Below are 24,415 nucleotides of genomic sequence, written 5' to 3'. Positions count from 1 at the left end.
TCAAGGAGACGAGGAGCCGCCGACCGACCGGAACGGAACCGCCGGCCAACGGCTCGCACACATCCGAAAGACATACTCGGCCCACGCGACACCCTCGGGTATGGATGCCCACGATCTGATCACCCGGAACGCGACCGAGGTGGTCACCGAGGAGGAGGTACGCGCGCTAGCCGAGGACCCGGAAGGCAAGCGGGTGTACGTCGGATACGAGCCGTCGGGCGTCCTCCACATCGGGCACATGCTGACGGCGAACAAGCTCATCGACCTGCAGGAGGCGGGTTTCGAGGTCGTCGTCCTCCTCGCGGACGTGCACGCGTACCTCAACGACAAGGGGACGTTCGCCGAGATCCGCGAGACGGCCGAGCGCATGCGCGACCAGTTCCTCGCGTACGGCCTCGGCGCCGAGTCGACGGAGTTCGTCTACGGCTCGGAGTTCCAGCTCGACGAGGAGTACGTCCTCGACACGCACGAACTGGAGGTGTCCACGACGCTCAATCGCGCCCAGCGCGCGATGGCGGAGATCCAGAGCGGCGACACCGCGAAGGTGAGCCACCTGGTGTACCCGCTGATGCAGGCGCTGGACATCGTCTACCTCGACCTCGACCTCGCCGTCGGCGGCCTCGACCAGCGGAAGGTCCACATGCTCCACCGCGAGCAGATCCCCGCGATGGACGGCGAGAGCGACCACGACTACGAGGCCCGGCCGTGTCTGCACACGCCGATCCTCGCGGATCTCGACACCGGCGTCGGCAAGATGTCCTCCTCGTCGGGCACGACCATCTCGATGGAGGACTCCGCCGAGGACGTCGAGGAGAAGATCAACGGCGCGTTCTGCCCGCCGACGCGCGATCCCGACCCGGACGACGAGGGCAACGAGCGCGAGAACCCCGTGCTCGAGATCTTCGAGTACTCGGTGTTCCCGCGCTTCGACACGGTCGTCGTCGAGCGTCCCGAGCAGTACGGCGGCGACCTCGAGTACGACGACTACGAGTCGCTGGCGGCGGACCTGGAGTCGGGCGAGCTTCACCCCGCGGACGCGAAGGGCGCGCTCGCGGACCACCTGAACGAGCTCATCGCTCCGGGACGGGAAGTGCTGCGAGAACTGGACGGAGAGTAGTCGGCCGACGGGTCGAGCCCGGGACCCCCTCGCCGCGGTCCGATCGGCCCCCGCCGGGATCGGATCAGTCGAGGTCGAACCGGTCGGCCCGCATGACCTTCGTCCACGCATCCACGAAGTCGTTCACGAACTTCTCCTCCTCGGCCTCGCTCGCGTACACCTCCGCGATGGCTCGAAGCTCGGCGTTCGCCCCGAAGACGAGGTCCACACGTGTGCCCGTCCGCACGAGTTCCCCCGTCTCGCGGTCGTACCCCTCGTAGACGTGCTCGGCCTCGTCGGACTCCTTCCACTCGGTCTCCATGCCGAGCAGGTTCACGAAGAAGTCGTTGGTCAGCGTCCCCGGCCGGTCGGTGAAGACGCCGAGGTCGGAGCCGTCGTAGTTCGCGTCCAGCGCCCGCATGCCGCCGACCAGCACCGTCATCTCGGGCGCCGTCAGGTCCAGCAGCTCCGATCGGTCCACCAGGATCTCCTCCCCCGGCCGCTCGGCCTCCTCCCCGCGGTAGTTCCGGAAGCCGTCGGCCTCCGGTTCGAGCGCCTCGAACGAGTCGACGTCGGTCTGCTCCTGAGAGGCATCCGTCCGGCCCGGCTCGAACGGCACGTCCACGTCGTAGCCGGCCTCGCTCGCCGCCCGTTCGACGGCCGCGTTGCCGCCCAACACGATCAGGTCGGCGAGCGACACCTCGGTCGCGTCCGAGCGCGAGCCGTTGAACTCCTCGCGGATCCCCTCGAGGGTGTCGAGCACCGTCGACAGCTCCTCGGGGTCGTTCACCTCCCAATCGCGCTGGGGCCGAAGGCGGAGCCGCGCGCCGTTGGCGCCGCCGCGCTTGTCGCTCTTGCGGAACGTCGACGCCGACGCCCAGGCGGTTCTGACCAGTTGGGGGACGGTGAGATCCGAGTCGAGGACCGCCTCCTTCAGCTCGACCGCCTCCGTCTCGCCGATCAGGTCGTGATCGACGTCCGGGAGGGGGTCCTGCCACAGCATCTCCTCGTCGGGGACCTCCGGGCCGAGGAGCCGAGAGGGCGGACCCATGTCCCGGTGTATCAGCTTGTACCACGCCTTCGCGAACGCCTCCCGGAACAGCTCGGGGTCCTCCTGGAAGCGCTCGAGCACCTCCCGGTAGTCCTCGTCGTGCTTCAGCGCGACGTCCGTCGTCAGCATCATCGGGGTCTGCGTCCGCGAGGGGTCGTGCGCGCCGGGCACGGTGTCCGCGAGCGCCTCGTCCGTCGGCGCCCACTGCCACGCGCCGCCGGGGCCGCGCTCGGCCTCCCACTCGTAGTCGAGCAGGTTGTCGAGGTAGCCCATGTCCCAGTTGATCGGCGTCCGTGTCCAGGGGCCCTCGATGCCGCTGGTGATCGTGTCGGCCCCCCGCCCGGTCTCGTGGTCGCTCTCCCAGCCGAACCCCTGCGACTCGATGGGCGCCGCCTCGGGCTCGGGCCCGTGAGCGTCGGGGTCGTCCGAGCCGTGGACCTTCCCGAACGTGTGGCCGCCGGCGATGAGCGCGACCGTCTCCTCGTCGTTCATCGCCATCTGCTCGAACGTCTGGCGGATGTTGTGCGCCGACCCCTCGAGGTCCGGCTCGCCGTTCGGCCCCTCCGGGTTCACGTAGATGAGTCCCATGACGGAGTTGGCGAGCGGGGCCTTGAGTTCGCCCTCCTCGTCGAAGCGCTCGGGGGAGCTCACCCCCATCTCCTCCTCGGGCCCCCAGTCGACGGCCTCGTGGGGCCGGAAGGCGTCCTCGCGCCCGCCGCCGAAGCCGAACGTCTCGAGCCCCATCGACTCCAGGGCGACGTTCCCGGTCAGCACCAGCAGGTCGGCCCACGAGAGCGTGCGGCCGTACTTCTGCTTCACCGGCCAGAGCAGCCGCCGAGCCTTGTCGAGGTTCGCGTTGTCGGGCCAACTGTTGAGGGGTGCGAACCGCTGTCCGGCGCGGGAGGCGCCGCCGCGGCCGTCGGAGACGCGGTACGTGCCGGCGCTGTGCCACGCCATCCGGATCATCAGCGGCCCGTAGTGGCCGTAGTCGGCCGGCCACCACTCCTGAGAGGTCGTCAGCACGTCCTCGATGTCCGCCTTCACCTCGTCGAGGTCGAGTTCCCGAAACGCCTCGGCGTAGTCGAAGTCCGGGCCGCGCGGGTCCCGCTGGCTGTCGCTGTGGTCGAGGATCTCCAGGTTCAGTCGGTTCGGCCACCAGTCGCGGCTGGTCCTGTTCATCGTCCGGAACCGTCGATACTCGCACGGAAGGCTCCTTCTCCGATAGGAGCGCCTCGCGATCTTCCGAAACACACATATATGTTGAGAACACGGTCGCCGCGGCGCCGAACGGACCGGCGGCGCCACCGGCCGGTCGACGGCCGGCCGACGGTCGGCCGACGGTCGAGCGCCGTCCCCCCCGCTCGCCGCTCAGGCGAAGCCGAACTGCCGCAGCAGATTGGTTGCGAGACCCTTCACGACGAGGCCCGTGCCGGCCAGCACCAGCGCGAGGCCGACCGCGACGATCGGCGCCGACCACGCGACGAGCGCGAGGCCGGCGAACAGCAGGACCGCGCCGGCGATGCCGGCGGTTCCGAGTTTGTCGATCATACCCGGTCGTGGCGGTAGCTCCTGAAAAGGCCGGCGGGTTCCGCGCGGGCGACGTTCGCTCACCGTTCGCTGTCGAAGCCCCACTACGTTCGGCCTCGCACCCCTCGCGGGTCACTTCGTTCCCCGCTCGCACCGCGGTCTCCCGCCGGTCGACCGCGCACCCACCGAGTTTAACTGTCGGACGTGAGAACACAGGAGTATGAGCGACGGCGACGGGACCGGTCGCAAGAACCTCCGAATGCCCGACGACGACGAAGTGTTCGCCGAGGTGACTGAGATGCTCGGCGCCAACCGCGTGAAGGTCCGGTGCAACGACGGCGTCGAACGCACCGCGCGGATCCCCGGACGGATGCAGAAACGGACCTGGATCCGCGAGGGCGACCTCGTCCTCGTCAGTCCCTGGGACTGGCAAGACGAGAAGGCGGACATCGAGCACCGCTACGAGAGCCAGGACGCGGACCAACTTCGCGACGAAGGCCACATCGCCTGAGTCGTCCCCGGTCGCGGCGCGACGGCGCCCGCGGGGTACCGGTGCTTTTCACTCCCGAGCGCGTACGTAGGACAGAGATGACCGGAGAGTTCGGGTTCGTCGAACCCGACGAGGCGGACGCACCGGGCGACGAGTGGGAGGACCTCGACCTGGACGACATCGCCCAGACCGAGGCCGACAAGATCGCCCGCAGACAGGACGACGAGTTCGACGAGTTCCGCAAGCGCGTCAAGAACACCGAGCAGTTCAAAGTCGAGGCGTCGGTGTTCGACGACGCCACCCTCGCGGCGCTGTACAAGCTCACCCGCGACGGCCACATCGTCGCGTTCGGCGGCCCGGTCTCCACCGGCAAGGAGGCGAACGTGTACGAGGCGCTCGGCGCCGACGAACGCGAGGTGGCCGCGAAGGTGTACCGGATCAACACCTCGAACTTCCGGCAGATGCGCGACTACCTCGAGGGCGACCCCCGGTTCGAGGGGATCGGCTCCGACAAGAAGCAGGTCGTCGTCGCGTGGGTGCGCAAGGAGTTCTCGAACCTCTCGCGGGCTCGCAAGGCCGGCGTGCGCGTGCCGGAGCCGATCGCCGTCCAGCGCAACGTCCTCGTGATGGAACTGGTCGGCCACGCCGAAGACCGCGCCCGCCGGCTCGCGGAGGTCGACGTGGAGAACCCCGAGACCGCCTTCGAGGTCGTCCGCGAGTACATGCGCCGGCTCTACTCGGCGGGGCTGGTCCACGGCGACCTCTCGGAGTACAACCTCATCATTCACGACGGCGAGCTGGTCGTCATCGATCTGGGACAGGCGGTGACCGTCCACCACCCGAACGCCGACGAGTTCCTGAAGCGCGACTGCCACAACGTCGCCTCGTTCTTCTCCAGACAGGGGCTCGACACCGACGCGGACGACCTTCACGGGTACGTCACCACGCCCGAGGCGGAGCCGAGCGCCGAACCCGATCCCGCGACGGACCCGAATCCACCGGACTCGAACCCGCCGGATCCGAACCCCGCGGACCGCGACGGCGACGACGGGTAGTCGAGGTGCGATGCCGTCGGACAGTCGACGGTTCGCGCGTGTGACCCGCTCACGCGGCGGGTTCCCGAGGGAACGCTTAACCGCGTCCGGCCGGAAATCACGTGTATGCAGCACGTGAAGGTTCCGCAGGACCGCATCGGCGTGCTCATCGGCGAGGGCGGCGAGACGATGCGGGAGATCGAAGACCGCGCCGAGGTTCGACTCGACATCGACTCCGAGTCGGGGTCGGTCGCCATCGACGCCGTCGGCGACCCGGTCGCCGGCCTGGTCGCTCCCGACATCGTCCGCGCCATCGGGCGCGGGTTCACCCCCGAGGTCGCCCTCTCGCTGTTGGAGCACGACCTGCGACGGTTCGAGTTGGTCGACCTCGCATCGAAGACGCGAAACAAGAACGACCTCCAGCGCCAGAAGGGCCGCCTCATCGGCGAGAACGGCCGCACTCGGGAGCTGATGGAGGACCTCTCGGGCGCCGAAGTCGTCATCAAGGGAACCACCCTCGGCGTCATCGGTCAGCCCGAGGAGGTCGAGGCCGTCCGCCGCGCGACGGGGATGATCCTCGACGGCGCCCCTCACGGTGCAGTCTACTCGTTCCTGGAGCGCAAGCACAACGAGATCCACGGCGCGCCGGACCTCTCGGCCCCCTCCGGCAACGCCGAGGAGCCGCGGTAACGAACGCGGCGAGCCCGCCAGCGACAGTTCTGCGGCCCGCGATACGGTATATAAACTGTCCTTGACAACTCGTCACACACGCTCGAATCAGGGTCGTGCGAGGTGTTGACGAGCCTTCGCCGATACCTTTTTATAGAATCGGAAACAATCACTGAGTGACTCATGTCTCAGCGCCAGCGAATGGGCAATCAGCCCATGATCGTACTTTCGGAGGAGAGCCAGCGAACGTCGGGCAAGGACGCCCAGTCGATGAACATCACGGCCGGCAAGGCCGTCGCGGAGTCCGTCCGCACCACACTCGGACCGAAGGGGATGGACAAGATGCTCGTCGACTCCTCGGGCGGCGTCGTCGTCACGAACGACGGCGTGACCATCCTGAAGGAGATGGACATCGACCACCCGGCGGCCAACATGATCGTCGAGGTCTCCGAGACTCAGGAGGACGAGGTCGGCGACGGCACGACGACGGCCGTCGTCATCGCCGGTGAGCTGCTCGACCAGGCAGAGGAGCTCATCGACTCGGAGGTCCACCCGACGACCATCGCGCAGGGGTACCGCCAGGCCGCCGAGAAGGCCAGAGAGGTCCTCGACGACCGCGCCATCGACGTCACCGCGGACGACCGCGAGACGCTCGAGAAGATCGCCGCGACGGCGATGACCGGCAAGGGCGCCGAGTCCGCTCGCGACGCGCTCGCCAAGCTGGTCGTCGACGCCGTCCTCGCCGTCCGCGACGACGACGGCAGCGTCGACACCGACAACGTCTCCGTCGAGACGGTCGTCGGCGGCTCCATCGGTAACTCCGAGCTCATCGAGGGCGTCATCGTCGACAAGGAGCGCGTCGACGAGAACATGCCCTACGCGGTCGAGGACGCCAACGTCGCGCTGTTCGACGGCGCCATCGAGGTCAAGGAGACCGAGATCGACGCCGAGGTCAACGTCACCGACCCCGATCAGCTCCAGCAGTTCCTCGACCAGGAGGAACAGCAGCTCAAGGAGATGGTCGACAAGCTGACCGCCGTCGGCACGGACGTCGTCTTCGTCGGCGACGGCATCGACGACATGGCCCAGCACTACCTCGCGCAGGAGGGCATCCTCGCCGTCCGCCGCGCGAAGGACTCCGACCTCAAGCGGCTGGCCCGCTCGACGGGCGGCCGCGTCGTCGCCAACCTCGACGACCTCGAGGAGAGCGACCTCGGCTTCGCCGGCTCCGTCGCCCAGAAGGACATCGGCGGCGACGAGCGCATCTTCGTCGAGGACGTCGAGGACGCCCGCTCGGTCACGCTCGTGCTCCGCGGCGGCACCGAGCACGTCGTCGACGAGGTCGAGCGCGCGATCGACGACTCGCTCGGCGTCGTGCGCACGACGCTGCAGGACGGGCAGGTGCTCCCCGGCGGCGGCGCGCCCGAGACCCAGCTGGCGCTGGAACTGCGTGACTTCGCCGATTCCGTCGGCGGTCGCGAGCAGCTGGCCGTCGAGGCGTTCGCCGACGCGCTGGAGGTCATCCCGCGCACCCTCGCCGAGAACGCCGGCCTCGACCCGATCGACTCGCTGGTCGACCTGCGCGCCCGCCACGACGGCGGCGAGTTCGGCGCCGGCCTCGACGCCTACACGGGCGACGTGATCGACATGGAGGCCGAGGGCGTCCTCGAGCCGCGCCGTGTCAAGACGCAGGCCATCGAGTCCGCCACCGAGGCGGCGACGATGATCCTCCGCATCGACGACGTCATCGCCGCCGGCGACCTGAAGGGCGGCGGCTCCGACGCCGGCGGCGACGACGAGATGCCCCCGGGCGGCGGTGGCATGGGCGGCATGGGCGGTATGGGCGGCATGGGCGGCGCGATGTGAAGTAGGCCCCCAGCCAACACCATACCCCACGACGCCGACACGCACCGTCTCTCGACCGATCTTCGATTCTTTCGACGCCGCGACCGCGAGCCGCGGCTCTCCGTGTCGCGATCGCACCGAGAACAGTCTCGCCTACAGCCCCGGGCCCGTCCCGCCTACAGCCCCGGTATCACGCCGCCGAGCACCAACACGAGCGCGACGGTGACCACGAACAGCCCGAGCGAGAACACCCGCAAGCGTGCTCGACGGCTCCGAGCCACATCCGGAAGGTCGTCGTCCGCGCCGCCACCGCCGCCATTCCCACCGAGGCCGAGGATCCCGCGCTGCTGCTCACGTCCCCGGTCAGCCTCCGGAGGCCGCATCCCGCTCGTCTCCGAAAGCGTGACACCCGCCAGCGTCGCCGCGGCGGCCATCGACAGCGCGAGGACGACGATCCCCGGGTCCCACCCGAGCACCCACGCGAGCCCAACGGCGGCGGCGACGCTACCGACGGGGTAGGCGACCCCGACGCGCGCGTACGCCAGCGCACGTCTTCTGTCCATGTGCGCCGGTCCGGCCGGCGGACCGATAGCCGTTGCGCTGTCGGGCGCGGGCGCGCCGGGCGCCGGCCGATCGACGCGCCCGGCGCGCCCGCGATGGCTTTTCGTCCCCACAGATATACTGGGTGGTATGAGCAGAGAATCGCAGGACATCGCGGGCGATACCTTCGACCGGACGGCCGAGCGGGGGTCGCCGTTCGGTCGCGACGACGCCCGCGCGGTCGCCGACGCCCACGGCGACGCGCTCGCGTCGCTGGCGGCCGCGCTCGACGGCGATGGGACACCCGCGCCCCGCGACGCCGTCGGCGACTGGCGGACGCTGTTCCCCGGGGCAGTCGTGACGCCAGCGGACGAGCGCTACGACGACGCCCGGCGCGTCTGGAACGGGCTCGTTTCCGCGTCCCCGGCCGCCGTGGCGTATCCCACGACCTCGGAGGGCGTCGCCCGCGTCGTCGGGACCGCTCGGGAGACCGGGTTCGGGATCGCGACGCGCTCGGGCGGACACTCCTCGGTCGGTACCTCGACCGGCGACGGCGTCCTCGTGTGCGACGTTGGCGCGATGCGAGAGGTGACAGTCGACCCGGACGCGGAGGTCGCCGTCGTCGAGCCGGGCGTCACTATCGGCGAACTCGACACGGCGACGACCGTGCACGGCCTCGCGACCCCGCAGGGCGTGGCCCCGGAGGTCGGGGTGACCGGCCTGACGCTCGGCGGCGGCACGGGCTATCTCTCTCGGGCGCACGGCCTCGCGTGCGACCGTCTCCGGCGGGTTGAGTTGGTGACCGCCGCCGGCGAGCGCGTCACCGCGAGCCCGGACTCCAACCCGGACCTGTTCCGGGCAGTGCGGGGCGCCGGCGGCGACTTCGGCGTCGCCGTCGAGTTGGCGTTCGACCTCGTGTCGGTCCCCGACGAGGTGGCGATGTGCGACACGTGGTTCTCGGTCGACGACGCCGACGGGATCGCGGCCCTCCTCCGCGAGTACCGTCGGCTGCTCCGGGACGCCCCCCGAGAGACGAACGTCTCGCCGTACGTCGCGCGGGTGCCCGACGGGCCGGGGTTCCCCGACGACCGTGCGGGCGACCTCGCGCTGTGCGTCCTCGGCGCCCACGCCGGAGATCCCGACGCGGGAGAACGGGCGCTGGCGCCGCTTCGAGCGCTCGGCGGCGACGATATCGATCCGCTGTTCGACCACGCGAAACGAGTGCCGTACCGGGAGCTGCAGGCGTACCTCGGCGGCGACTCGGATGCCGGCGACCGCTACTACTGGAAGTCCGTCGCCGTCGAGACGTTCACCGACGACCTCGCCGACCTCGTCGCCGAGCGGATGATCGCGTTCCCGGGCGATCCGGACACGGAGCCGGACAGCACCGTCGTCGTCTGGCCGATGGGCGGCGCGATCGCGGACGTCGACCCGGCGGAGACGGCGGTGCCCGAGCGCGACGCCGAGGTGGTGCTCAACTTCGAGGCGTGCTGGGCCGACCCGGCCGGCGACGACGAACACGTCTCGTGGGCGCGAGAGTCCGCCGAGTCGGTTCGCGAGATCGGCGCAGTGACCGGGGAGCTGCCGAACTTCTCGGGAACCGAGCGCGGCGAGGCCGCCGCCCGCGACGTGTACGGCGACAACTACGAGTGGCTCCGAGAGGTGAAGCGACGCCGGGACCCCGACGGTGTGTTCTCACCGAGCGGACGGCTGTGAGTCACCCACACAGATCTGACGGTCTCAGCGCTGAGATCCGGAGAGACGCCGTTATCCGTCCAGAGGACATCGGTTTAGTATGGACACACCCTCCACGCAGACTCGACGACCGCCTCCCAAGAACACGCTGTTTTGTCCCGACTGCGGTCACGCCGCGCCCATCGGCGGCGACTGGATCGTCGAGGAGCGTCGCGGCGGCGAGTCGCTCGTGTGTCCCGACTGCGACGCCCTCGTGACAGTCCGTCAAAGACTCCGTCCGATCCCCGCCTGAGCCCCGCCCGAGTCCTGTCCGAACCCCGCCCGAGTTCCGAACACCGGCGGATCTCGTCGGTCGAGGACGATGACCCGGACCCGGGGGCCGCTGAACGCGTCGCCGCCAGGCATGGGTTGAAACCGCCGGCGACCGTCGGCTCGCTCATGCGCGCAGCAGTGTTTCACGGCCCCGGCGACATCCGGGTCGAGGAGGTCGACAAGCCCGAGATCGAGGAGCCGACCGACGCTATCGTCCGCGTGACTCACACCGCGGTCTGCGGGTCGGATCTGTGGTTCTACCGCGGCGAGAGCGACCGCGACGCCGGCACCGGCGTCGGTCACGAGCCGATGGGGATCGTCGAGGAAGTCGGCGAGGACGTGCGCTCGGTCGAGCCGGGCGACCGCGTGCTCGCCCCCTTCGCTATCTCCTGCGGTTCGTGTGAGTTCTGTCGCAAAGGCCTGCACACCTCGTGTGAGAACCGCGACTCCTGGGGCGGCGCCAACGGCGGCGGACAAGGGGAATACGTCCGCTCGACGCACGCCGACGGGACGCTCGTCCGGGTGCCGGACCGCTACGCCGACGACGAGGAGGTCCTCGAGTCCCTGCTCCCGCTTACCGACGTGATGGGGACGGGCCACCACGCCGCCCGCTCGGCGGGCGTCGAGGCCGGCGCGGACGCGGTCGTCGTCGGCGACGGCGCCGTCGGCCTCTGTGGCGTCGCCGCGGCGAGGCGGCTGGGCGCCGAGCGCATCGTCGCCGTCGGCCACCACGAAGACCGTCTCGATATCGCCGAGGAGTTCGGCGCCACCCACACGGTTGCCGAGCGCGGCGAGGCGGCCGTCGACGCGGTACTCGACATCACGAACGGCGGCGCGAACCACGTGCTCGAGTGCGTCGGCGCCGCCTCCGCGATGGAGACGGCCGTCGAGGTCGCTCGGCCGGGCGGCACCGTCGGGTACGTCGGCGTCCCCCACGGGATGGAGGGCGGCCTCGATCTGTTCCCGTTTTTCGGCGACAACGTCGCGCTCCGCGGCGGCGTCGCGCCCGTCCGTGCGTACGCCGAGGACCTGATGGCCGACGTGCTTCAGGGGACGCTCGATCCGTCGCCGATCTTCACCGAGACGGTCGGCCTCGACGGCGTCCCCGAGGGGTACCGCATGATGGACGAGCGCGAGGCGGTGAAGGTGCTGGTGAAACCCTGGGAGTGAACGTCGAGGTGGAACCACACCGACGGCGAGTGAGTTATGTTACCGCGTGGCAAGCGCTAAGCCCCGGGGCGCGAACGTACCCGTATGGAGGTCGCAGAGCGACCCACGTTCGAGTCCGAGGTGAGCAAGCGGATCTACGAGTACGTCGAGCGACACGGGACGGCGAATCGCCACATCGTCCAGCAGACCGTCTCGGCGCCGGCCGAGGAGTTCGAGCGCGAACTCGACCGCCTAGAGTCGCGAGGATACCTGGACGACGACGGCGGGACGCTTCGGGTGGCGCTCGACGTCGGCGCCGTCGAGGAGTACGAGGGTACCGACACGTCGTTCACGATCCGGCCGGCGGGACAGGACGACTTCGAGGGACTCGTCGCGGCGATCCGTGCGGTGACCGACGAGGAGACGTACGTCGTCGCCGAGAGTATCGCCGAGCAGCTGCTGTACGAGGAAACCGTGACGCGGCACAACGCGGTGGAGTCGCGGGTGTTCTTCGTCGCCACGGTCGGCGGGGCCGTGGTCGGATGGACGCACCTCGACCTGCCGCAGGTGTCGCGAGTGCGCGAGACCGCGAAACAGACCGTCGGCGTCGTCCCCGAGCACAGGCGGGCGGGGATCGGGGGACGGCTCCTGCAGCGCGGGCTCGATTGGGCCGAGGCCAACGGCTTCCGGAAGGTGTACAACAGCGTCCCGGTGACGAACGCCGCCGCCTTGGAGTTCCTCGGCGACCACGGCTGGGAGACGGAAGCGATCCGGCGCGACCACTACACCATCGACGGCGAGTACGTCGACGAGGCGATGATGGCGTACACGTTCTGAAACCGGACGGACGGGAGATGCCGCGACGATCGGAACGCCGAGAGACAGCGTGCGGCCGGACGCGGCGGGAGTCGCTACGTCAGTGGCCGGTACCGTGAGTTCGCCCCATCCATACCGAGTGGAGACTCTCCGATTTCCGCCGTTTCAGAGCCTCGAGACGGGGGTATGATTGGTGTCGAAACGAAGGGTACGGTAACGAGCGGCGAGGGATTTGGATGATCCCCCTGCCGCCACCCCGCCCCAATCGCAAGCCGGCGTTACGATAGCAATTCGACTCATCGCTGAATCTGCCTCCATCGACGAGCTGCCTTCTCCCGTTCAGACGCGCGATCGTAATGCTCATCCAGAACATTCGCCGACGCGTCAAGCCGATCCGACACCACCCCCCGCTGCACTCCGTCATTCCGATACTTCGTCACCCGAGCCTTCCGCATATTGTGCGGAGACCGTGACGACGGGCACTTGCTCGCCTTCTCGTAGTACGTCCACTCGCACGTCTCCGGGTCCTTATCGTGAGGACACCCCTCACCAACCTCACACGGCCGCGTCCACGCATAGAACGCATTCCGGACAGCACCGCGCGAGATACGCCCATGCTGAGTCGTGAATAACGGAGCACGCTGGTTCTCATCGAGCTGATCAACCCGCGGACCCTCGATGTAATCCAGAACAGTCTGAGCCACCCGGTCGCTGATCCGGTTCACCCGCTCGCTCTTCTCGTCATTCTTCAACGGCGTATCCGTCTCTGGACGATGCCTGAACCGAATGGACGGATCCGCCTTCTCCAACTCCACGTCCTCGAGGTCAAGCCCCCGCATTCCGCTCAGGCGCGCGCCCGTATGCCACATCAAGAGATACAGCACATGGACCCGACTCGCGTACTTGTACCGCTCCAAGTACTCGAGGATCGGCGGCACCCGCTCGGGGACCATCGTCGTATCACTGACGCGCTCCCCCTCCGAGAGATCCAGCAGCGGGACCTTCAGATATAGATCCTCGGGGACTGCGTCGAACGTTGCACACGACCGAAGGAACGACCGGATCACACTCAACGCGGAATCCAGAGTCTTCGGCGCGATCTCGTCGTTCTGCCCCTTCGAGTAACCACCCTCTCGACGCCACACCCGGAATCGGAACAGATCACGCCCGCCCAACTCCGTCATGTCGTCAACTCCGCCGTCCTCGCGGCACCACTCGACAAATGCCCGAAGGTGGGACTGGTGAGATCGACGCGTCCACTTCGCAGAGTCGTCTTTCATCGCCTCGAGGTGGAGCTCAACCGCTTCCGAGGGAGAGATCGGGCGCAGGTCATCAGTCGGCACGGTGGCTGACCTCCGAGCCCGCAAAATTCCCGTCCTCATCGCGCAGCGGGTTGTACCCCGGACCACCGCGAGGGCCGCCGGTCGGCTCAACCGACTCGGGGCGATGCGGACACCGACCGTCATACTCCTCAGGGAGCGGGTCGTCTGCACCGCGCCCGCGCCGCTGGTGGCCGTACTCGGTTCCATCCGGACCGACGGTCACGTACCGCCGGCACGTCCTACACAACGTTCTGTTGCGCTCTGCGTCCCACTTCAGATAGGGACGCGATTCGACTACCTGCATCATCACAATGGGCATGCAGTTAGCACCGGAAGGGACTCGCCGGGATAGTCGCGAGCCGTCCGTGCGCGGTGAAAGTGTACGAATCGGCGGAAGTGAAGCGGTTCTCTCGTCGGTGCGGGGTCTATTTCCCCGCGCATTCCCCTGGTGTACATGGATCGGTCGTTGGCGCGACCACCCGGACCGACGCCCCTACCGTCGGTCCGCTTGCTTCTCAGGGACTCACGTCGATAGCGACGCAGCCCGGATGAATCGTGCTCGATACCCTCGATGTGGCGTATGCTTATAATTGTGTTCCATATAGCACAGAAATAGGCCATATGGGCACGAGTAGATTGCAGTTCGGTGGGTTGATTCAGAGTATAGTTGACGAGAGTATATGCGACCGAGGGTACCAGGGATGAACGAGGTAGATGACGCTATTCTAGAATTCTTCGCGGCTCAGGATCAAGGTCTGGCGCTTCCTCCAGCCCCTGTCTGGTATAACCTCACTCAGACATATGGGGTTCTGGACAAGAGCAAGGAGACTGTAGCACGCCGGATGCGGAAGCTGCCAGAAAGGGGATTGCTTGAAAAGATAGACGAGAAGCGTGGTTACTACAAAATAACAGAGAAGGGCCGAGCGTACCTAGCGGGAGAAATAACTTCTTCGGACCTCAAAACCGATGAGGAGTAATCTATAACCGAAATTAATCTTTGAGTCTCCAATTAGTAGCGGGTCTTACTCATTTCCGTCGATCACGTCTTCCTGTGAGGGCCCTTGAGGAGGAATGGGGAAGTTGCTGGGGCCTCCACGTACAGCGTTTGACCCTCCTTGTGGCTGGCCCTGATTAGGGAGGCCAGACACGTACGCGTTTCCTTCATGGTTTTCGATGATCTTTGCAACATCTTCCATGTGATGGGTGTGAGTAGCGATATGATAGATAGAGAGAATTATATCCTGAAGCTCTTGATCATCCTCAAGAGCGGAAACGTTGAACCCAAAGTCAGAGGCTCTATCTCGGCTTATATGCCTCCCATGGCTTTTGAATATATCCCAGTCGGATAGGGTACTGGCTAGTTTATCCGCCTTTTCCTCTGCATTTGGCTCCCCAGCCAGCATGTACTTCTTCGCCCACATCTCTGCAAGCTCGGCAGAGAGGTTGAGTGCCTGTTCACACTCAGAAAGCAAACCAGGTCCATACTGCCGGAGGATAGGGGTCCAATGAGCGAGGTTACTTTCATCTTCTTGGATTTCCATTTTTGCATCATTAAACTGGCTGAGAATCGCTTGTGCAGGAACCGATCTTAATCCCGTCGGCGTATCGAGAGTGATCTGCGGATCAATTGGACCTAAGAAGGAGTGTTTGCCCATCACGACTTCATCCGCAGCACAGCAAATCATCGTTGCTGCCGACATCGCCGCGTGGGGGACGAAGATTCTGATGTCGTCATACTTGGACCTGAGGTAGTCTACAACACCTTCTGCAGCTGTGGGGGTACCACCTGGGCTGTGGAGAATGATGTCCAGCTCATTTCCATCGAGCCCGTAGAAGGCCTCCATCAGCCCTTGGAGATCATTCTCCTTGATCGAAAACTGGGCAGAGGACTGGTCAATATGCGTCCACCCGCTAGAGTAGAGGAGTACGTCTCTGTCGGTGTATTCGTGTAGCTGCCTCAGGTAATGACGACGGATGTTGTCATGAGGTGTTGAATCGCGTGGCTGTGTCCGGCTTCGGATCTCGTTAAGAATTTCGCCCCAACTTGCCATTCCGCCTGAATTTATTCACGACCTATTAGTAAATCTGGCGCTGTTGTTGACAGGATTTGTTTTGGCCTCGATCCGCTCAGCTCTCTTTGAAACCCGCTCGTATTCTTCTACGAGCTCGTTGTAGTCCGCAACACCGAAACTGTCATCATCCGATTCACCCTCCATCTTCTCGAATAGTTCTTCGTTGTCCATCATGTCAGCCCCTATGACGACCTAAACACCGAACGGGCTTAGTTATGGGCTTTTCGATCAGTGTATCAGTGTTTGAAATTGGGGGATGATTCACCATATTCCACCTATATCCCAAGTATAACTGACTGCCTGTTTGCTCTAATCTCCCAAGGGTTGTAATTAGATCACCTTCGAAAGCGACTCTCGACGCGAGTTCGGTACCTCAATCCGATGATCGACGTGTTCGCCACCTTCTGAATCGTCGTAGGGGCGACCTCATCGCGAGCGTCCTCAATGTTCTCTTTCGACTCGATCAGGTGTCGGAGTGCGGCGTCGATCACCTTCGACCGCGGCGGATCGTCGTCGGCGCCGGCGGCAACAATCTCGGCAGCTCGTTCGAACTCTCGTTTCCGCTCGTCGGTCAACTTCAGGCTGGTTCGGTCGGTCATGTAGTCACGAGTATGCACGGGGGGTCGAAGGCCGCGGTGCTCGGGTTGCTTAACGGGCCGATACTTATGAACGCGAGTCGCAGGTTGGTTGTGATCGGGCCGGCTGTCAGCGCGCAACCCCGCCAGAATATGCACGATTCACCTCGGCCGCGAAGCGCGAGGTATGCACATCGGGGGTGAGCGTTACTTCTGAGTGGGACCCCACGGGGTCGCGGCTCAGACCCCCTCCGCGCGGGGTTACTCCGAGGAGACACCGGCCGGAAGCGGCGGAACCTCTCCGTCACGCACGTCGCGGATGACGTACACGCCGGGGGCGAGCCGCTGGTAGTGAACGTGCTTCCCGCTCGGAACTTCCCCATCCTCGAGCACGCCGTCTAACTCCAGGTCGGACTTATCGAGCGACACCGTGGCGGTCCCGTCTCGGTCGCTGAGTGAGCGCAGGCCCATACGCTCACACCTTCATCCGGTGTACTTAGTGACCGTACAATAGGACACTCGTCGGCTACTCGTCCCCCATATTCGCGGGTTGCTACGGGCGCATCTCTAGTACGGACGCTCGCTGCATGGCATACCAAGAATTCGACGCGGAGGACATCGGGGCGCTGGTGCTCGCGATCTTCTCGGCCGCAGTGATGACCGGGATCGCGAGTGTGGAAGCGTTCGGCGTTTCCATGTCTGACGGGTTCACAGTCGCAGGAATCAGTACATCAATCGCATGGCTCGTCACCGTGGGGACATTCGCGGCGGTCGTCGTCACGAACGATCACACGGACCTGCTGAGTGCGGACGGGCTCGACAAAATGAAAGAGGACATGGACGACGTGTACGCCTACGCCGTGATCGGCTCGGCCGCGCTGCTCGTCGGATGGGTGCTGTTCCCTGATGTTGCCTCGTTCTTCCAGTCACAAGATCTGTGGGGAGTGATCTACATCGCTGGCGTCGCTGTCGCGCAGATCGGACTGGGGTGGATGCGCTAATGGCGGACCTTCGCAACCCCTACGACAGCGACGAGTCGGCGGTCAAGGTCACAGCGTGGCTACTCTCGGGGTTCGGGGCGATAAACTGGGGCCTGATGGAAGCGGCCGATCTCAACATCGTAACCGAGCTACTCGGGGGCGGGGCAGCCGGGCTCGTCTACATCGTGATCGGCGCGGCGGGCGCGCTGTCGCTCGCACCACACTTCGGGATCGAGGTGCTCGGAGGTGGGGACGCATGAAGCGCGGGCTCGCGCTGCTGGCGGTCGTGATCGTCGCGACGGCGGGCCTGATCGGGGCGACCGGCGGCGCCGTCGCCGCCGACGTGGAGATCGCGAACGAGACGGTCGCCGTCGACGGCGACACACGCTCGGTGTACGCGGACCTGAACGCGACTTTGGACGTGAACACATCGGCGAACTTCACGGTGGAGTTCGTCGGGATCGACGCGGACGGGAACGAGACGGGGACGCTCGACACCAGGAACGTCACCGTGGATTCGGGGAACGCGTCGCTCGTAGAGTACACGGACGTGAACGCCTCGGCGTACTCTGAGGTCACGGTCATGGTCCACGTGGACAACTCGACCGCTTCGACCGAGAACGTCTCGGCGGAAGTCGGGACGATCGAGATGGTCGCCGGCTCGAGCGGCGGCGGGCTCGGCTCGTCGCTTTCGTCGGTTGGAACGGGCGGGATCGTCGCGGTGCTGTTGATCGGCGCCGTGCTCGTGCTCGGTCGAGAGGAGGAGTAACCCGATGCACTGGCATCGACTCGGTCTGACATACTCGGCCGTCGCATCGCTCGCGGCGGCCGGGCTCCTAACTCTCCGGGGTGAGTGGATCGCTCCGACTGTCCTCTCAGTCGTGGCCCTGGTCATGGTCATGGTTCGTTTCGGGATCGACGCTGATCTGCGCGGGCTCGTCGCCTCGATCACGCCGCGGCGCGAGCGAGTCGGCGGCGTGCTCGTCGCCGGGCTGCTCGTGACGGCGGCACTCGGGGCGCCGCTCGCCGGGTCACCGGTTGGACCGGCGGCAGCGACACACGACTGTACCGAGACACAACGGCTCGCGACCTTCTCGTTCGGACTCGGTGGCTACGCCGCTGACAAGTTCCTGTTCGATGGCAAATGCACGGAATCACACCGAGCTGAGGCCATCCAGACGATGGAGGAGTCAGACGCCAATCAGACGCACTTGGACATCTACAACGCTGCGCTCGAACAAGACGCACAGACGGCCACCGAGACGGCCATCTACGATAACTACCTCAACGACACCGAGGCATCTGCGTGGATGCAGGCTGAGATGGCTATCGCTGAGGCCTACCAGAACGGTTCGTCAAAGGCCGTTGCGAAGTCCAAGGCGCGACAGGCTATTGCAGAATACTACGTCGTCAAGCAAAAGAACCTGATCGAGAGTTGGAACCAGTCGGCAGCGTCGCTGAATACGACGATCTCGGTCGCCGAGAACGAATCCGAACTTACCGCTCGGAATGTCGTTTGGCCAACTGGCGACTACTACTCGACCGGCGGCAACGATTACGTCGGTGATGAAGAGCGCCGTCTAGTTCACCCTGATCGACAGGGGACCGTCACTCTCGTCGACGGCTCGACTGCCTCGACGTGGAGGATCGGCGCGGAGTTCTACATGTACTCTGGGACCAGCGCCGTTGCGTGGGCGACTCCTGAAACCGGAACAGCGTATAAGGAGACCTACGACAGCAATTACAACGTCTACGCTGTCGCGAACGCGACGGGCTACAAGGTCCTGAAACCGAACGACAACTACGACGATCTCCAGTACATCTGGTTCAACGACTACAAGAGTCGTTGGGACCGGATTGAGGAGCAGAATAACGCCCTTCAAGATGAGGTTGACCCGTTCGTCAACAATACGTGGGAAGCGTATCAGAGCGGCCAAATCGACGCTTCTGACGTGCTCTCGCGGAACACCCAAATGTTCCGCTACGGCCAATCGGCCGTCAACGGTACGAACTCCACCTACGATGTGGTGGCCGCGCTCTCATCGATGGGGCTCGATTCCCCGGAACTCAACGGAACCGGGACGATGGAGGTCCAGTACAAGGGCGCGACGTACAATGGCTTCCTGATGGCGCGCAACGCGCCGAATGGCTCGTGGCAGGCTGGAACCACGTACAACACGTCGAACATCGACGGGCCGGTGCTGCTCGCTCACACGGGTGGCGACACCAAGGAACTCGACGGCGAGTTCACAGTCTCGTCAATCACAAGCGAATCTGGGGATGAGATAACCGAGGTGAAAACCACGAAGATCGTCTACAAGACGAGCAACACGAGCGAACAACTCGAAAAGATGAATCGCATCCTCGAACTCCGCGAGGAGATCGAGAGCCGCGAGCCGAAACCCGGCGGCGGGGGAACGAGCGGCGGCGGGGACGGACCGCTGCAAGCACTTGCGGCGGCACTCGGTATCGGAGTCGGAGCGGTGGCAGCCATCGTCGCGGTCGTCGGCCTGATCGCGCTCAAGGTCTACTCGCCGTGAGCTAGCTCTCGGCGGACCCATTTTCTTGACCAGGACCATGAATTCAGAGAACTCAGAAGCGACAGAAACGACGCGGAGAACAGTCCTCGCGGCGCTCGGTGGAGCGGCCGCGACGGTTGCCGGAGCGGAAACGGCGAGCGCGCAAGAGGCGAACGAGACGGTGCCGACCGAGACACCGGAGGGTCCGGAGATAGCGGTAGAACTCGGTCCGGTGGTGAAGGTTCGAACGTGGGAGTATACGGACGGGAGTTTTGTCTTAGAACTGGAAGCGGACTACCCGACGAGCATCAAGATCACCGACACAGGAGCGGTGATGCGGGCGATGACTGAGGGGAGCGGCGCGACGGCGACGAAGATCCCGACGCGGGGTTACTCGCTCGGGAGTGACAGGACGCGGATCACGTTCGAACCCGTGGAGTTCGACGGGGCCTATGCGATCACGATTGCGTCGGCGAAGGGCGCGGCGCTGCTCCGGACGGACTCGGTGGACGCGGGAAGTCCAACAGTCGCGTATTCGACTGCGGGAGCACTCACGGCGGGCGCTGCCGTGGGAACGGGATACTACTCGTTCAAGCGGTCGAGAGAGAAACTCGATGAATCGGACGACCCCGAGATAGACCGGATCGCATGACCATGACCGCGAGAGAATCACTCATCAACGCGGTATCGGACAACCTACGGACGATCCTCGCGGTCGGCGGCGGGTACGTCGCGCTGGTTGAGACGGACGTGATCGAGGCGGGGTATCCGTCGATCCCGTCGCTTCCCGAGTGGTGGACGCTCGGGGTGCTGGCGGTCGCGGGGACGGTCGCCGTCGCGTGGACGGTAGGCGACAAGATAGCCGATCTGCTCCCGGACCCGCCGGGACATATCATCGTCGCGCTGGACGAGACGACCGATCAGGGACTCGGCGCGTGGGAGTTGAACGATCGAGCGTGGGAGGAACTGGACGTTCACGAGGGGACGCTGTACCCGTGGACGGACTCCCCGCTGGACACCTACGAGGCACGGATCTACAACCCGGAGACGAACGCGGCGGTGGCGAACTGGCGAGAGGCAGCGCCCGCGTCTCGCGTACTCGGGGAAACGGAGGAGTCGGCCGTGCGGGCGATGGTCGGCGAACTACGGGACCAGTACGAGGAGGACGCGAGACACGCTCGGGCGCTGCGGCGGCGTATCCCGTCGATCCTTCGGCGCCTCGATGCGCGGCGGGCGACTGACCAGAACGCGGCGCTGGAGCCGCACCTATCACCGTCGTTCGGTGACGAGACAATCGACGACGTGATCGCCGAGGAACTCCCGGCTGAGTCGCTGCCGTCACACCTCGCACCTGACGACGAGGGGACGGGCGAGCTAGATATCGGCGACGAGGGGGACGGCGAGATGTTCTCGCTCGATCTGCTCGAGGATGACGAGGCGCTCGAGCCGACCGGACCGATCGCCAACGACGGAGGGACGATCGAATGAGTCGCTCGGGGTCGGACTCGAGCGTGTACGCGGCGGCGCAAGGGCGCGAGTTCCTCCGAGGCGCGCTCGAGGACAAACCGAACGAGTGGGTGCGCGAGTTCGCGGGGTTGATCGACGACGCGGAGACGCTCGATCTCCTGAACTACTACGCGAGTCTGTGGGAGAGTGGGCTTGTACCTGAGGAACACGGACCGTTTCTCGAGTCGGCGCTCGCGCGGAACATCATCCGATCGGCGAGCACGCGTATGGCAGATCGTGCCTTCACGGAGGGGAACGTCTCGCAAATGCAGGGGATGGTCGGGCTGACGAACCGGAACCGCGACGGGAAGGACTTGCTGACGACGGCCGCCGAGCAGCTCGAACACGAGGGCGCGATCGGTCTGATACTCGGACCGCCGGGTTCGGGAAAGACAGCGACGACGCTCGACGTGGCGCGTACTTGGGCGGCGAGAACCGGTGGCCATATCATCGGAAATACCGCGTGGGACGGGTTCGACCGTATCGTTCGCTCCGACCGAGAGATGCTCGAGGCGATGGCAGAGATAGAAGGCCAAGTGCTCGCGGTGATAGACGAGACAGCGCAGGAACTCTCGGGCTACGGTGAGGACGGACCGAAGGCAGAGACGTTCGCGAACGCGCTGACGTTCATCCGGAAGAAGGAGGGAAGCCACGGGCCGCATGCGAAACGCGGCTCTGTGCTGATGGTGAACCACACGCGCAAGCGGACGGCGGCGGCGTTCCGGCGGCTCGCGACGTTCGCTATTGAAAAGCCGAAACGCGACGATCCGGGATTCGCCCGGCTGCTCGAAACCGAAGGCGGACAAGACACCTTCGAGGACGGTGCGGACTATCAGGGACTCACAGACACTCGAGAGTCTTACTCGGAGCATGAGGCATCTGAGTTCGCTATCCTCGGAGCGGACGGCGACGATGACGATACAGAGGATGGACCGAGCCCGGACGAGATTCGCCGTCGCGAGCGCGTCCGGTCGTACCTGCTGGATAGTAAGCCGTGGTCGGACTCAGAGGGAATCTCGCAGAAAGATGCGGCTGCGAAGGCCGGATACGGCACGTCGTGGGCGACTGACCGGAAGAAGGAGTGGGAGCGTGGCGAGTGGAACGATCTCGAGGACGTACTGGAACCGTCGGAAGGTGAAACCGTATGACAGCGCCGCGTTCCGTGCATTCCGTCCGCTCCCCTCCCCCCGGCTGTCATATACCTACTTACTACGTGGTGGGTCTGCGGAAGCACCGGGCGGAAACCCGGGGTGATTGGTGTGGGAAAGTCGGGGTCACGGTCAAGAATCGGGCTCGAAGTAAGGTCATGGGTCAAAAGACGTCATGGTGAGGACGAATCGCTCGCAGAACGCAGCTCGGTACGGGGCGCTGGCGGAGAAGGTGGCTCGCGAGCGGTACGGACTTGAGGTAGATCACTCGTCGTGGCACGACGCGAGAGACTCGGAGGGCGACCCGTGGGATGTGAAGGCGGTGATGGTGACACGGAAGGCGCCGCGGTTCCGTCTCTGGAAGGAACAGCACACGCGGCTTGTGCGCGCCTCTGGTGGATACGTGTTTGTCGCGTATCGACCGGTCGGGCGTGGGATTCGCGTGCTCGAAACGCGGACGGTCCGGGCGCGGTCGCTCCGGCTCCGATTCTACGGAGCGGGGGCACATCAGAAAGGCGAGCAGGTGAAGATCGCTCCGTCTCGGGTGCTTGGGTAGCCCTACAGATTGTAACAGGGACTCGCAGAACCGGACGTTAGATCGCTACGTACAGATACTATTTATTGCAATTCGGCCAGACAAGAGTGTCTACGAGCCCCCGTCGATAATTAACAATACGTGACACGGCCTCTTGCCAGCCTCAGCACGTCATTCAGAGTGTTTTCGGATATGCCCACATACTAATTATATCTCTGTGTCAAGAACGAGATAGATACGATGTATCGGCGCGAACTCATCACGACTGCCGGACTTTCCTCGCTAGCTCTCGCGGGATGTCTGAGCCGCCGGCCCTCTCGGTCTCTCGGCGATATCGACTGTACATCCGAGACGACCGACGGCTCCGGTAGCGAAGCGCCCCAGCCGAAGTCCGTATCGGGGTCGTGGCACTCGTTCCAGTACGACCTCGGGAACACCGGATTCAACCCGGACGCCGATGGGCCGAGCGACTGCCCTGATCTGCTCTGGCGGTTCCGAGTTGATCCCAATGAGCCGGCGACCGAAGTCAATTACTCCATCTTGAGTGGTCCGATCGTTCACGACGGGGTCGTCTATACCCGCGATAACGAGGGCACACTCTATGCGCTCGATGCGACGAGTGGATCCATTGAATGGACCTTCGATATTCCAAGGTGGGATATCTACGGACCGACGTACGACGACAGCACATTGTACGTTACAGCACAACAGTACCTCGTCGCTATCGACAGCGAGTCGAGACGGGAACGATGGACGCTCACCCCGTCCGTTCTTGAGCCACACCCGATGGGTGACGATCGAGAGTGGATGTACGCGGAGGTGGCCGCGAGGGACGGCCGTGTGTTCGTCGGCACCATCGACAACACGTTCTGCGCGATCGATACCGCAACGAGAACTCCGCTGTGGCAGGTTGATCTCCCTCGACTCGCGTCGTCTCCGATCGAGGAGAGCAGCGATGTGTACATCCGCGGACAGCCGGTGATTCACGACGACGTCGTCGCTGTCGCGTTGTCAGCCGGCTACCTCTTCGTGCTCGATGTAGACACCGGGGGCGTGGTATGGACCCACGAGGTCTCAGGATCTATCGTAGCGGCACCATCGATCCGAGATGAAACGGTGTATGTCGTCGGATTCGACGGCATTCAGGCGCTCTCATTGACCGACGGGGCGGTGAAATGGACGTACGGGAACGACGACCACGTGAGCTGTTCACCCGCCATCACGGACGACGTGGTCGTCGGTGTGGCAGGATCCAGCTTCGGGAACCGAATGCTCGTCGGAATCGATGCACGAACCGGAGCGCGTCGATGGAAACTCCCGGCGGCGACCGAGCTCTTGGCAGCACCGAGTGTCGCCGGTGAAACGGTCGTGATGGGGTTGACGAACGGCTTACTTGCCGTCGATCTTGCGACTGGAGACCAGCGGTGGCAGGCCCAAACGAACAATATCTTGGGGTCGCCAGCGCTCGTCAACGACATGGTGATCGCCGGAGACAGCGACGGGTATGTCTACGCGGTTCGATGAGCATAGAGAT

Annotated in this window: 27 protein-coding genes; 19 read left to right on the top strand and 8 right to left on the bottom strand. The window is 65.1% G+C overall.

Annotation, left to right across the window (positions count from 1 at the left end):
* Positions 1-100 precede the first annotated feature (100 nt).
* On the top strand, positions 101-1,117 hold the full coding sequence (locus ABJD39_RS08325; RefSeq protein WP_348606996.1) for a tyrosine--tRNA ligase: 1,017 nt from the start codon (positions 101-103) through the stop codon (positions 1,115-1,117).
* A gap of 64 nt (positions 1,118-1,181) precedes the next feature.
* On the opposite strand, the gene katG is transcribed toward ABJD39_RS08325, so the two are convergent.
* Together katG and ABJD39_RS08315 are read right to left on the bottom strand one after the other, a co-directional pair.
* On the bottom strand, positions 1,182-3,326 hold the full coding sequence (gene katG, locus ABJD39_RS08320) for a catalase/peroxidase HPI (RefSeq protein WP_348606993.1): 2,145 nt from the start codon (positions 3,324-3,326) through the stop codon (positions 1,182-1,184).
* Between the two features lie 189 nt (positions 3,327-3,515).
* Positions 3,516-3,695 carry a DUF7470 family protein gene (locus tag ABJD39_RS08315; RefSeq protein ID WP_348606990.1) on the bottom strand — a complete coding sequence of 60 codons (180 nt, stop codon included), beginning with the start codon at positions 3,693-3,695 and terminating at the stop codon, positions 3,516-3,518.
* Between the two features lie 199 nt (positions 3,696-3,894).
* Here ABJD39_RS08315 and eif1A point away from each other — a divergent pair, with 199 nt between their 5' ends.
* The 4 genes from eif1A to thsA all read left to right on the top strand — a co-directional run bounded on the left by eif1A (position 3,895) and on the right by thsA (position 7,733).
* Complete coding sequence (gene eif1A / locus ABJD39_RS08310; protein WP_222917723.1) at positions 3,895-4,185, top strand: translation initiation factor eIF-1A; 291 nt, start codon at positions 3,895-3,897, stop codon at positions 4,183-4,185.
* Between the two features lie 77 nt (positions 4,186-4,262).
* Complete coding sequence (gene rio1 / locus ABJD39_RS08305; protein WP_348606987.1) at positions 4,263-5,219, top strand: serine/threonine-protein kinase Rio1; 957 nt, start codon at positions 4,263-4,265, stop codon at positions 5,217-5,219.
* 105 nt (positions 5,220-5,324) lie between these two features.
* Positions 5,325-5,888, top strand: coding sequence for a KH domain-containing protein (locus ABJD39_RS08300; protein ID WP_348606984.1), 564 nt, complete (start codon positions 5,325-5,327; stop codon positions 5,886-5,888).
* 195 nt (positions 5,889-6,083) lie between these two features.
* Complete coding sequence (thsA, locus tag ABJD39_RS08295) at positions 6,084-7,733, top strand: thermosome subunit alpha (protein ID WP_348606981.1); 1,650 nt, start codon at positions 6,084-6,086, stop codon at positions 7,731-7,733.
* 155 nt (positions 7,734-7,888) lie between these two features.
* Here the strand turns inward: thsA and ABJD39_RS08290 are convergent, their stop codons facing one another.
* Positions 7,889-8,275: a hypothetical protein gene (locus ABJD39_RS08290; RefSeq protein ID WP_348606978.1), complete on the bottom strand. Its 387-nt coding sequence runs from the start codon at positions 8,273-8,275 to the stop codon at positions 7,889-7,891.
* Between the two features lie 127 nt (positions 8,276-8,402).
* Between ABJD39_RS08290 and ABJD39_RS08285 the strand changes: the two genes are divergently transcribed.
* The 4 genes from ABJD39_RS08285 to ABJD39_RS08270 all read left to right on the top strand — a co-directional run bounded on the left by ABJD39_RS08285 (position 8,403) and on the right by ABJD39_RS08270 (position 12,245).
* Entirely contained in the window at positions 8,403-9,968 is a 1,566-nt protein-coding gene (locus tag ABJD39_RS08285; protein ID WP_348606975.1) for an FAD-binding oxidoreductase, read from the top strand.
* A 79-nt stretch (positions 9,969-10,047) separates the two neighbouring features.
* Positions 10,048-10,239: a hypothetical protein gene (locus ABJD39_RS08280; RefSeq protein ID WP_348606973.1), complete on the top strand. Its 192-nt coding sequence runs from the start codon at positions 10,048-10,050 to the stop codon at positions 10,237-10,239.
* 146 nt (positions 10,240-10,385) lie between these two features.
* Entirely contained in the window at positions 10,386-11,429 is a 1,044-nt protein-coding gene (locus tag ABJD39_RS08275) for a zinc-dependent alcohol dehydrogenase family protein (protein ID WP_348606970.1), read from the top strand.
* A gap of 84 nt (positions 11,430-11,513) precedes the next feature.
* The gene (locus ABJD39_RS08270) at positions 11,514-12,245 is read left to right on the top strand and encodes a GNAT family N-acetyltransferase (protein ID WP_348606967.1); all 732 of its coding nucleotides are present in this window, start codon (positions 11,514-11,516) and stop codon (positions 12,243-12,245) included.
* A 275-nt stretch (positions 12,246-12,520) separates the two neighbouring features.
* On the opposite strand, the gene ABJD39_RS08265 is transcribed toward ABJD39_RS08270, so the two are convergent.
* Positions 12,521-13,567, bottom strand: a complete 1,047-nt coding sequence (locus ABJD39_RS08265; RefSeq protein ID WP_348606964.1) for a tyrosine-type recombinase/integrase — start codon at positions 13,565-13,567, stop codon at positions 12,521-12,523.
* 680 nt (positions 13,568-14,247) lie between these two features.
* Between ABJD39_RS08265 and ABJD39_RS08260 the strand changes: the two genes are divergently transcribed.
* Entirely contained in the window at positions 14,248-14,523 is a 276-nt protein-coding gene (locus tag ABJD39_RS08260; RefSeq protein WP_348606961.1) for an RQC domain-containing protein, read from the top strand.
* A gap of 45 nt (positions 14,524-14,568) precedes the next feature.
* Here ABJD39_RS08260 and ABJD39_RS08255 read toward each other — a convergent pair whose 3' ends face one another.
* From ABJD39_RS08255 to ABJD39_RS08240, 4 genes are all read right to left on the bottom strand, one after another.
* Positions 14,569-15,390 carry an SDH family Clp fold serine proteinase gene (locus tag ABJD39_RS08255; RefSeq protein ID WP_348606958.1) on the bottom strand — a complete coding sequence of 274 codons (822 nt, stop codon included), beginning with the start codon at positions 15,388-15,390 and terminating at the stop codon, positions 14,569-14,571.
* A gap of 222 nt (positions 15,391-15,612) precedes the next feature.
* On the bottom strand, positions 15,613-15,789 hold the full coding sequence (locus ABJD39_RS08250) for a hypothetical protein (RefSeq protein WP_348606955.1): 177 nt from the start codon (positions 15,787-15,789) through the stop codon (positions 15,613-15,615).
* 164 nt (positions 15,790-15,953) lie between these two features.
* Positions 15,954-16,217 (bottom strand): DUF7386 family protein, encoded by a 264-nt coding sequence (locus ABJD39_RS08245; protein WP_348606952.1) that lies wholly within the window; start codon positions 16,215-16,217, stop codon positions 15,954-15,956.
* Between the two features lie 237 nt (positions 16,218-16,454).
* Positions 16,455-16,664, bottom strand: coding sequence for a hypothetical protein (locus ABJD39_RS08240; RefSeq protein ID WP_348606949.1), 210 nt, complete (start codon positions 16,662-16,664; stop codon positions 16,455-16,457).
* A 116-nt stretch (positions 16,665-16,780) separates the two neighbouring features.
* On the opposite strand from ABJD39_RS08240, the gene ABJD39_RS08235 reads away from it, so the two are divergent.
* The 9 genes from ABJD39_RS08235 (at position 16,781) to ABJD39_RS08195 (ending at position 24,405) form a co-directional block, all read left to right on the top strand.
* Positions 16,781-17,194, top strand: coding sequence for a hypothetical protein (locus ABJD39_RS08235; RefSeq protein ID WP_348606946.1), 414 nt, complete (start codon positions 16,781-16,783; stop codon positions 17,192-17,194).
* Entirely contained in the window at positions 17,194-17,433 is a 240-nt protein-coding gene (locus ABJD39_RS08230) for a DUF378 domain-containing protein (protein ID WP_348606943.1), read from the top strand. The genes ABJD39_RS08235 and ABJD39_RS08230 overlap by 1 nt, the downstream gene beginning before the upstream one ends.
* Entirely contained in the window at positions 17,430-17,942 is a 513-nt protein-coding gene (locus ABJD39_RS08225; RefSeq protein ID WP_348606940.1) for a hypothetical protein, read from the top strand. The genes ABJD39_RS08230 and ABJD39_RS08225 overlap by 4 nt, the downstream gene beginning before the upstream one ends.
* Before the next feature lie 4 nt (positions 17,943-17,946).
* Complete coding sequence (locus ABJD39_RS08220; RefSeq protein ID WP_348606937.1) at positions 17,947-19,713, top strand: hypothetical protein; 1,767 nt, start codon at positions 17,947-17,949, stop codon at positions 19,711-19,713.
* Positions 19,714-19,750: 37 nt separating this feature from the next.
* Positions 19,751-20,344 (top strand): hypothetical protein, encoded by a 594-nt coding sequence (locus ABJD39_RS08215; protein WP_348606934.1) that lies wholly within the window; start codon positions 19,751-19,753, stop codon positions 20,342-20,344.
* Positions 20,341-21,180 (top strand): hypothetical protein, encoded by an 840-nt coding sequence (locus ABJD39_RS08210; protein WP_348606931.1) that lies wholly within the window; start codon positions 20,341-20,343, stop codon positions 21,178-21,180. Before ABJD39_RS08215 ends, ABJD39_RS08210 begins: the two co-directional genes overlap by 4 nt.
* 23 nt (positions 21,181-21,203) lie before the next feature.
* Positions 21,204-22,346, top strand: a complete 1,143-nt coding sequence (locus ABJD39_RS08205; RefSeq protein ID WP_348606928.1) for a hypothetical protein — start codon at positions 21,204-21,206, stop codon at positions 22,344-22,346.
* 175 nt (positions 22,347-22,521) lie between these two features.
* The gene (locus tag ABJD39_RS08200) at positions 22,522-22,902 is read left to right on the top strand and encodes a hypothetical protein (RefSeq protein WP_348606925.1); all 381 of its coding nucleotides are present in this window, start codon (positions 22,522-22,524) and stop codon (positions 22,900-22,902) included.
* A 219-nt stretch (positions 22,903-23,121) separates the two neighbouring features.
* Positions 23,122-24,405 (top strand): PQQ-binding-like beta-propeller repeat protein, encoded by a 1,284-nt coding sequence (locus ABJD39_RS08195; protein WP_348606922.1) that lies wholly within the window; start codon positions 23,122-23,124, stop codon positions 24,403-24,405.
* Positions 24,406-24,415 lie beyond the last annotated feature (10 nt).

It is taken from the genome of Halobaculum rarum, assembly GCF_040025155.1.
GTDB classification, from domain to species: domain Archaea; phylum Halobacteriota; class Halobacteria; order Halobacteriales; family Haloferacaceae; genus Halobaculum; species Halobaculum rarum.
The sequence above is the reverse complement of the archived record's forward strand: the minus strand, read 5'-3'. Positions and strand labels throughout refer to the sequence as shown.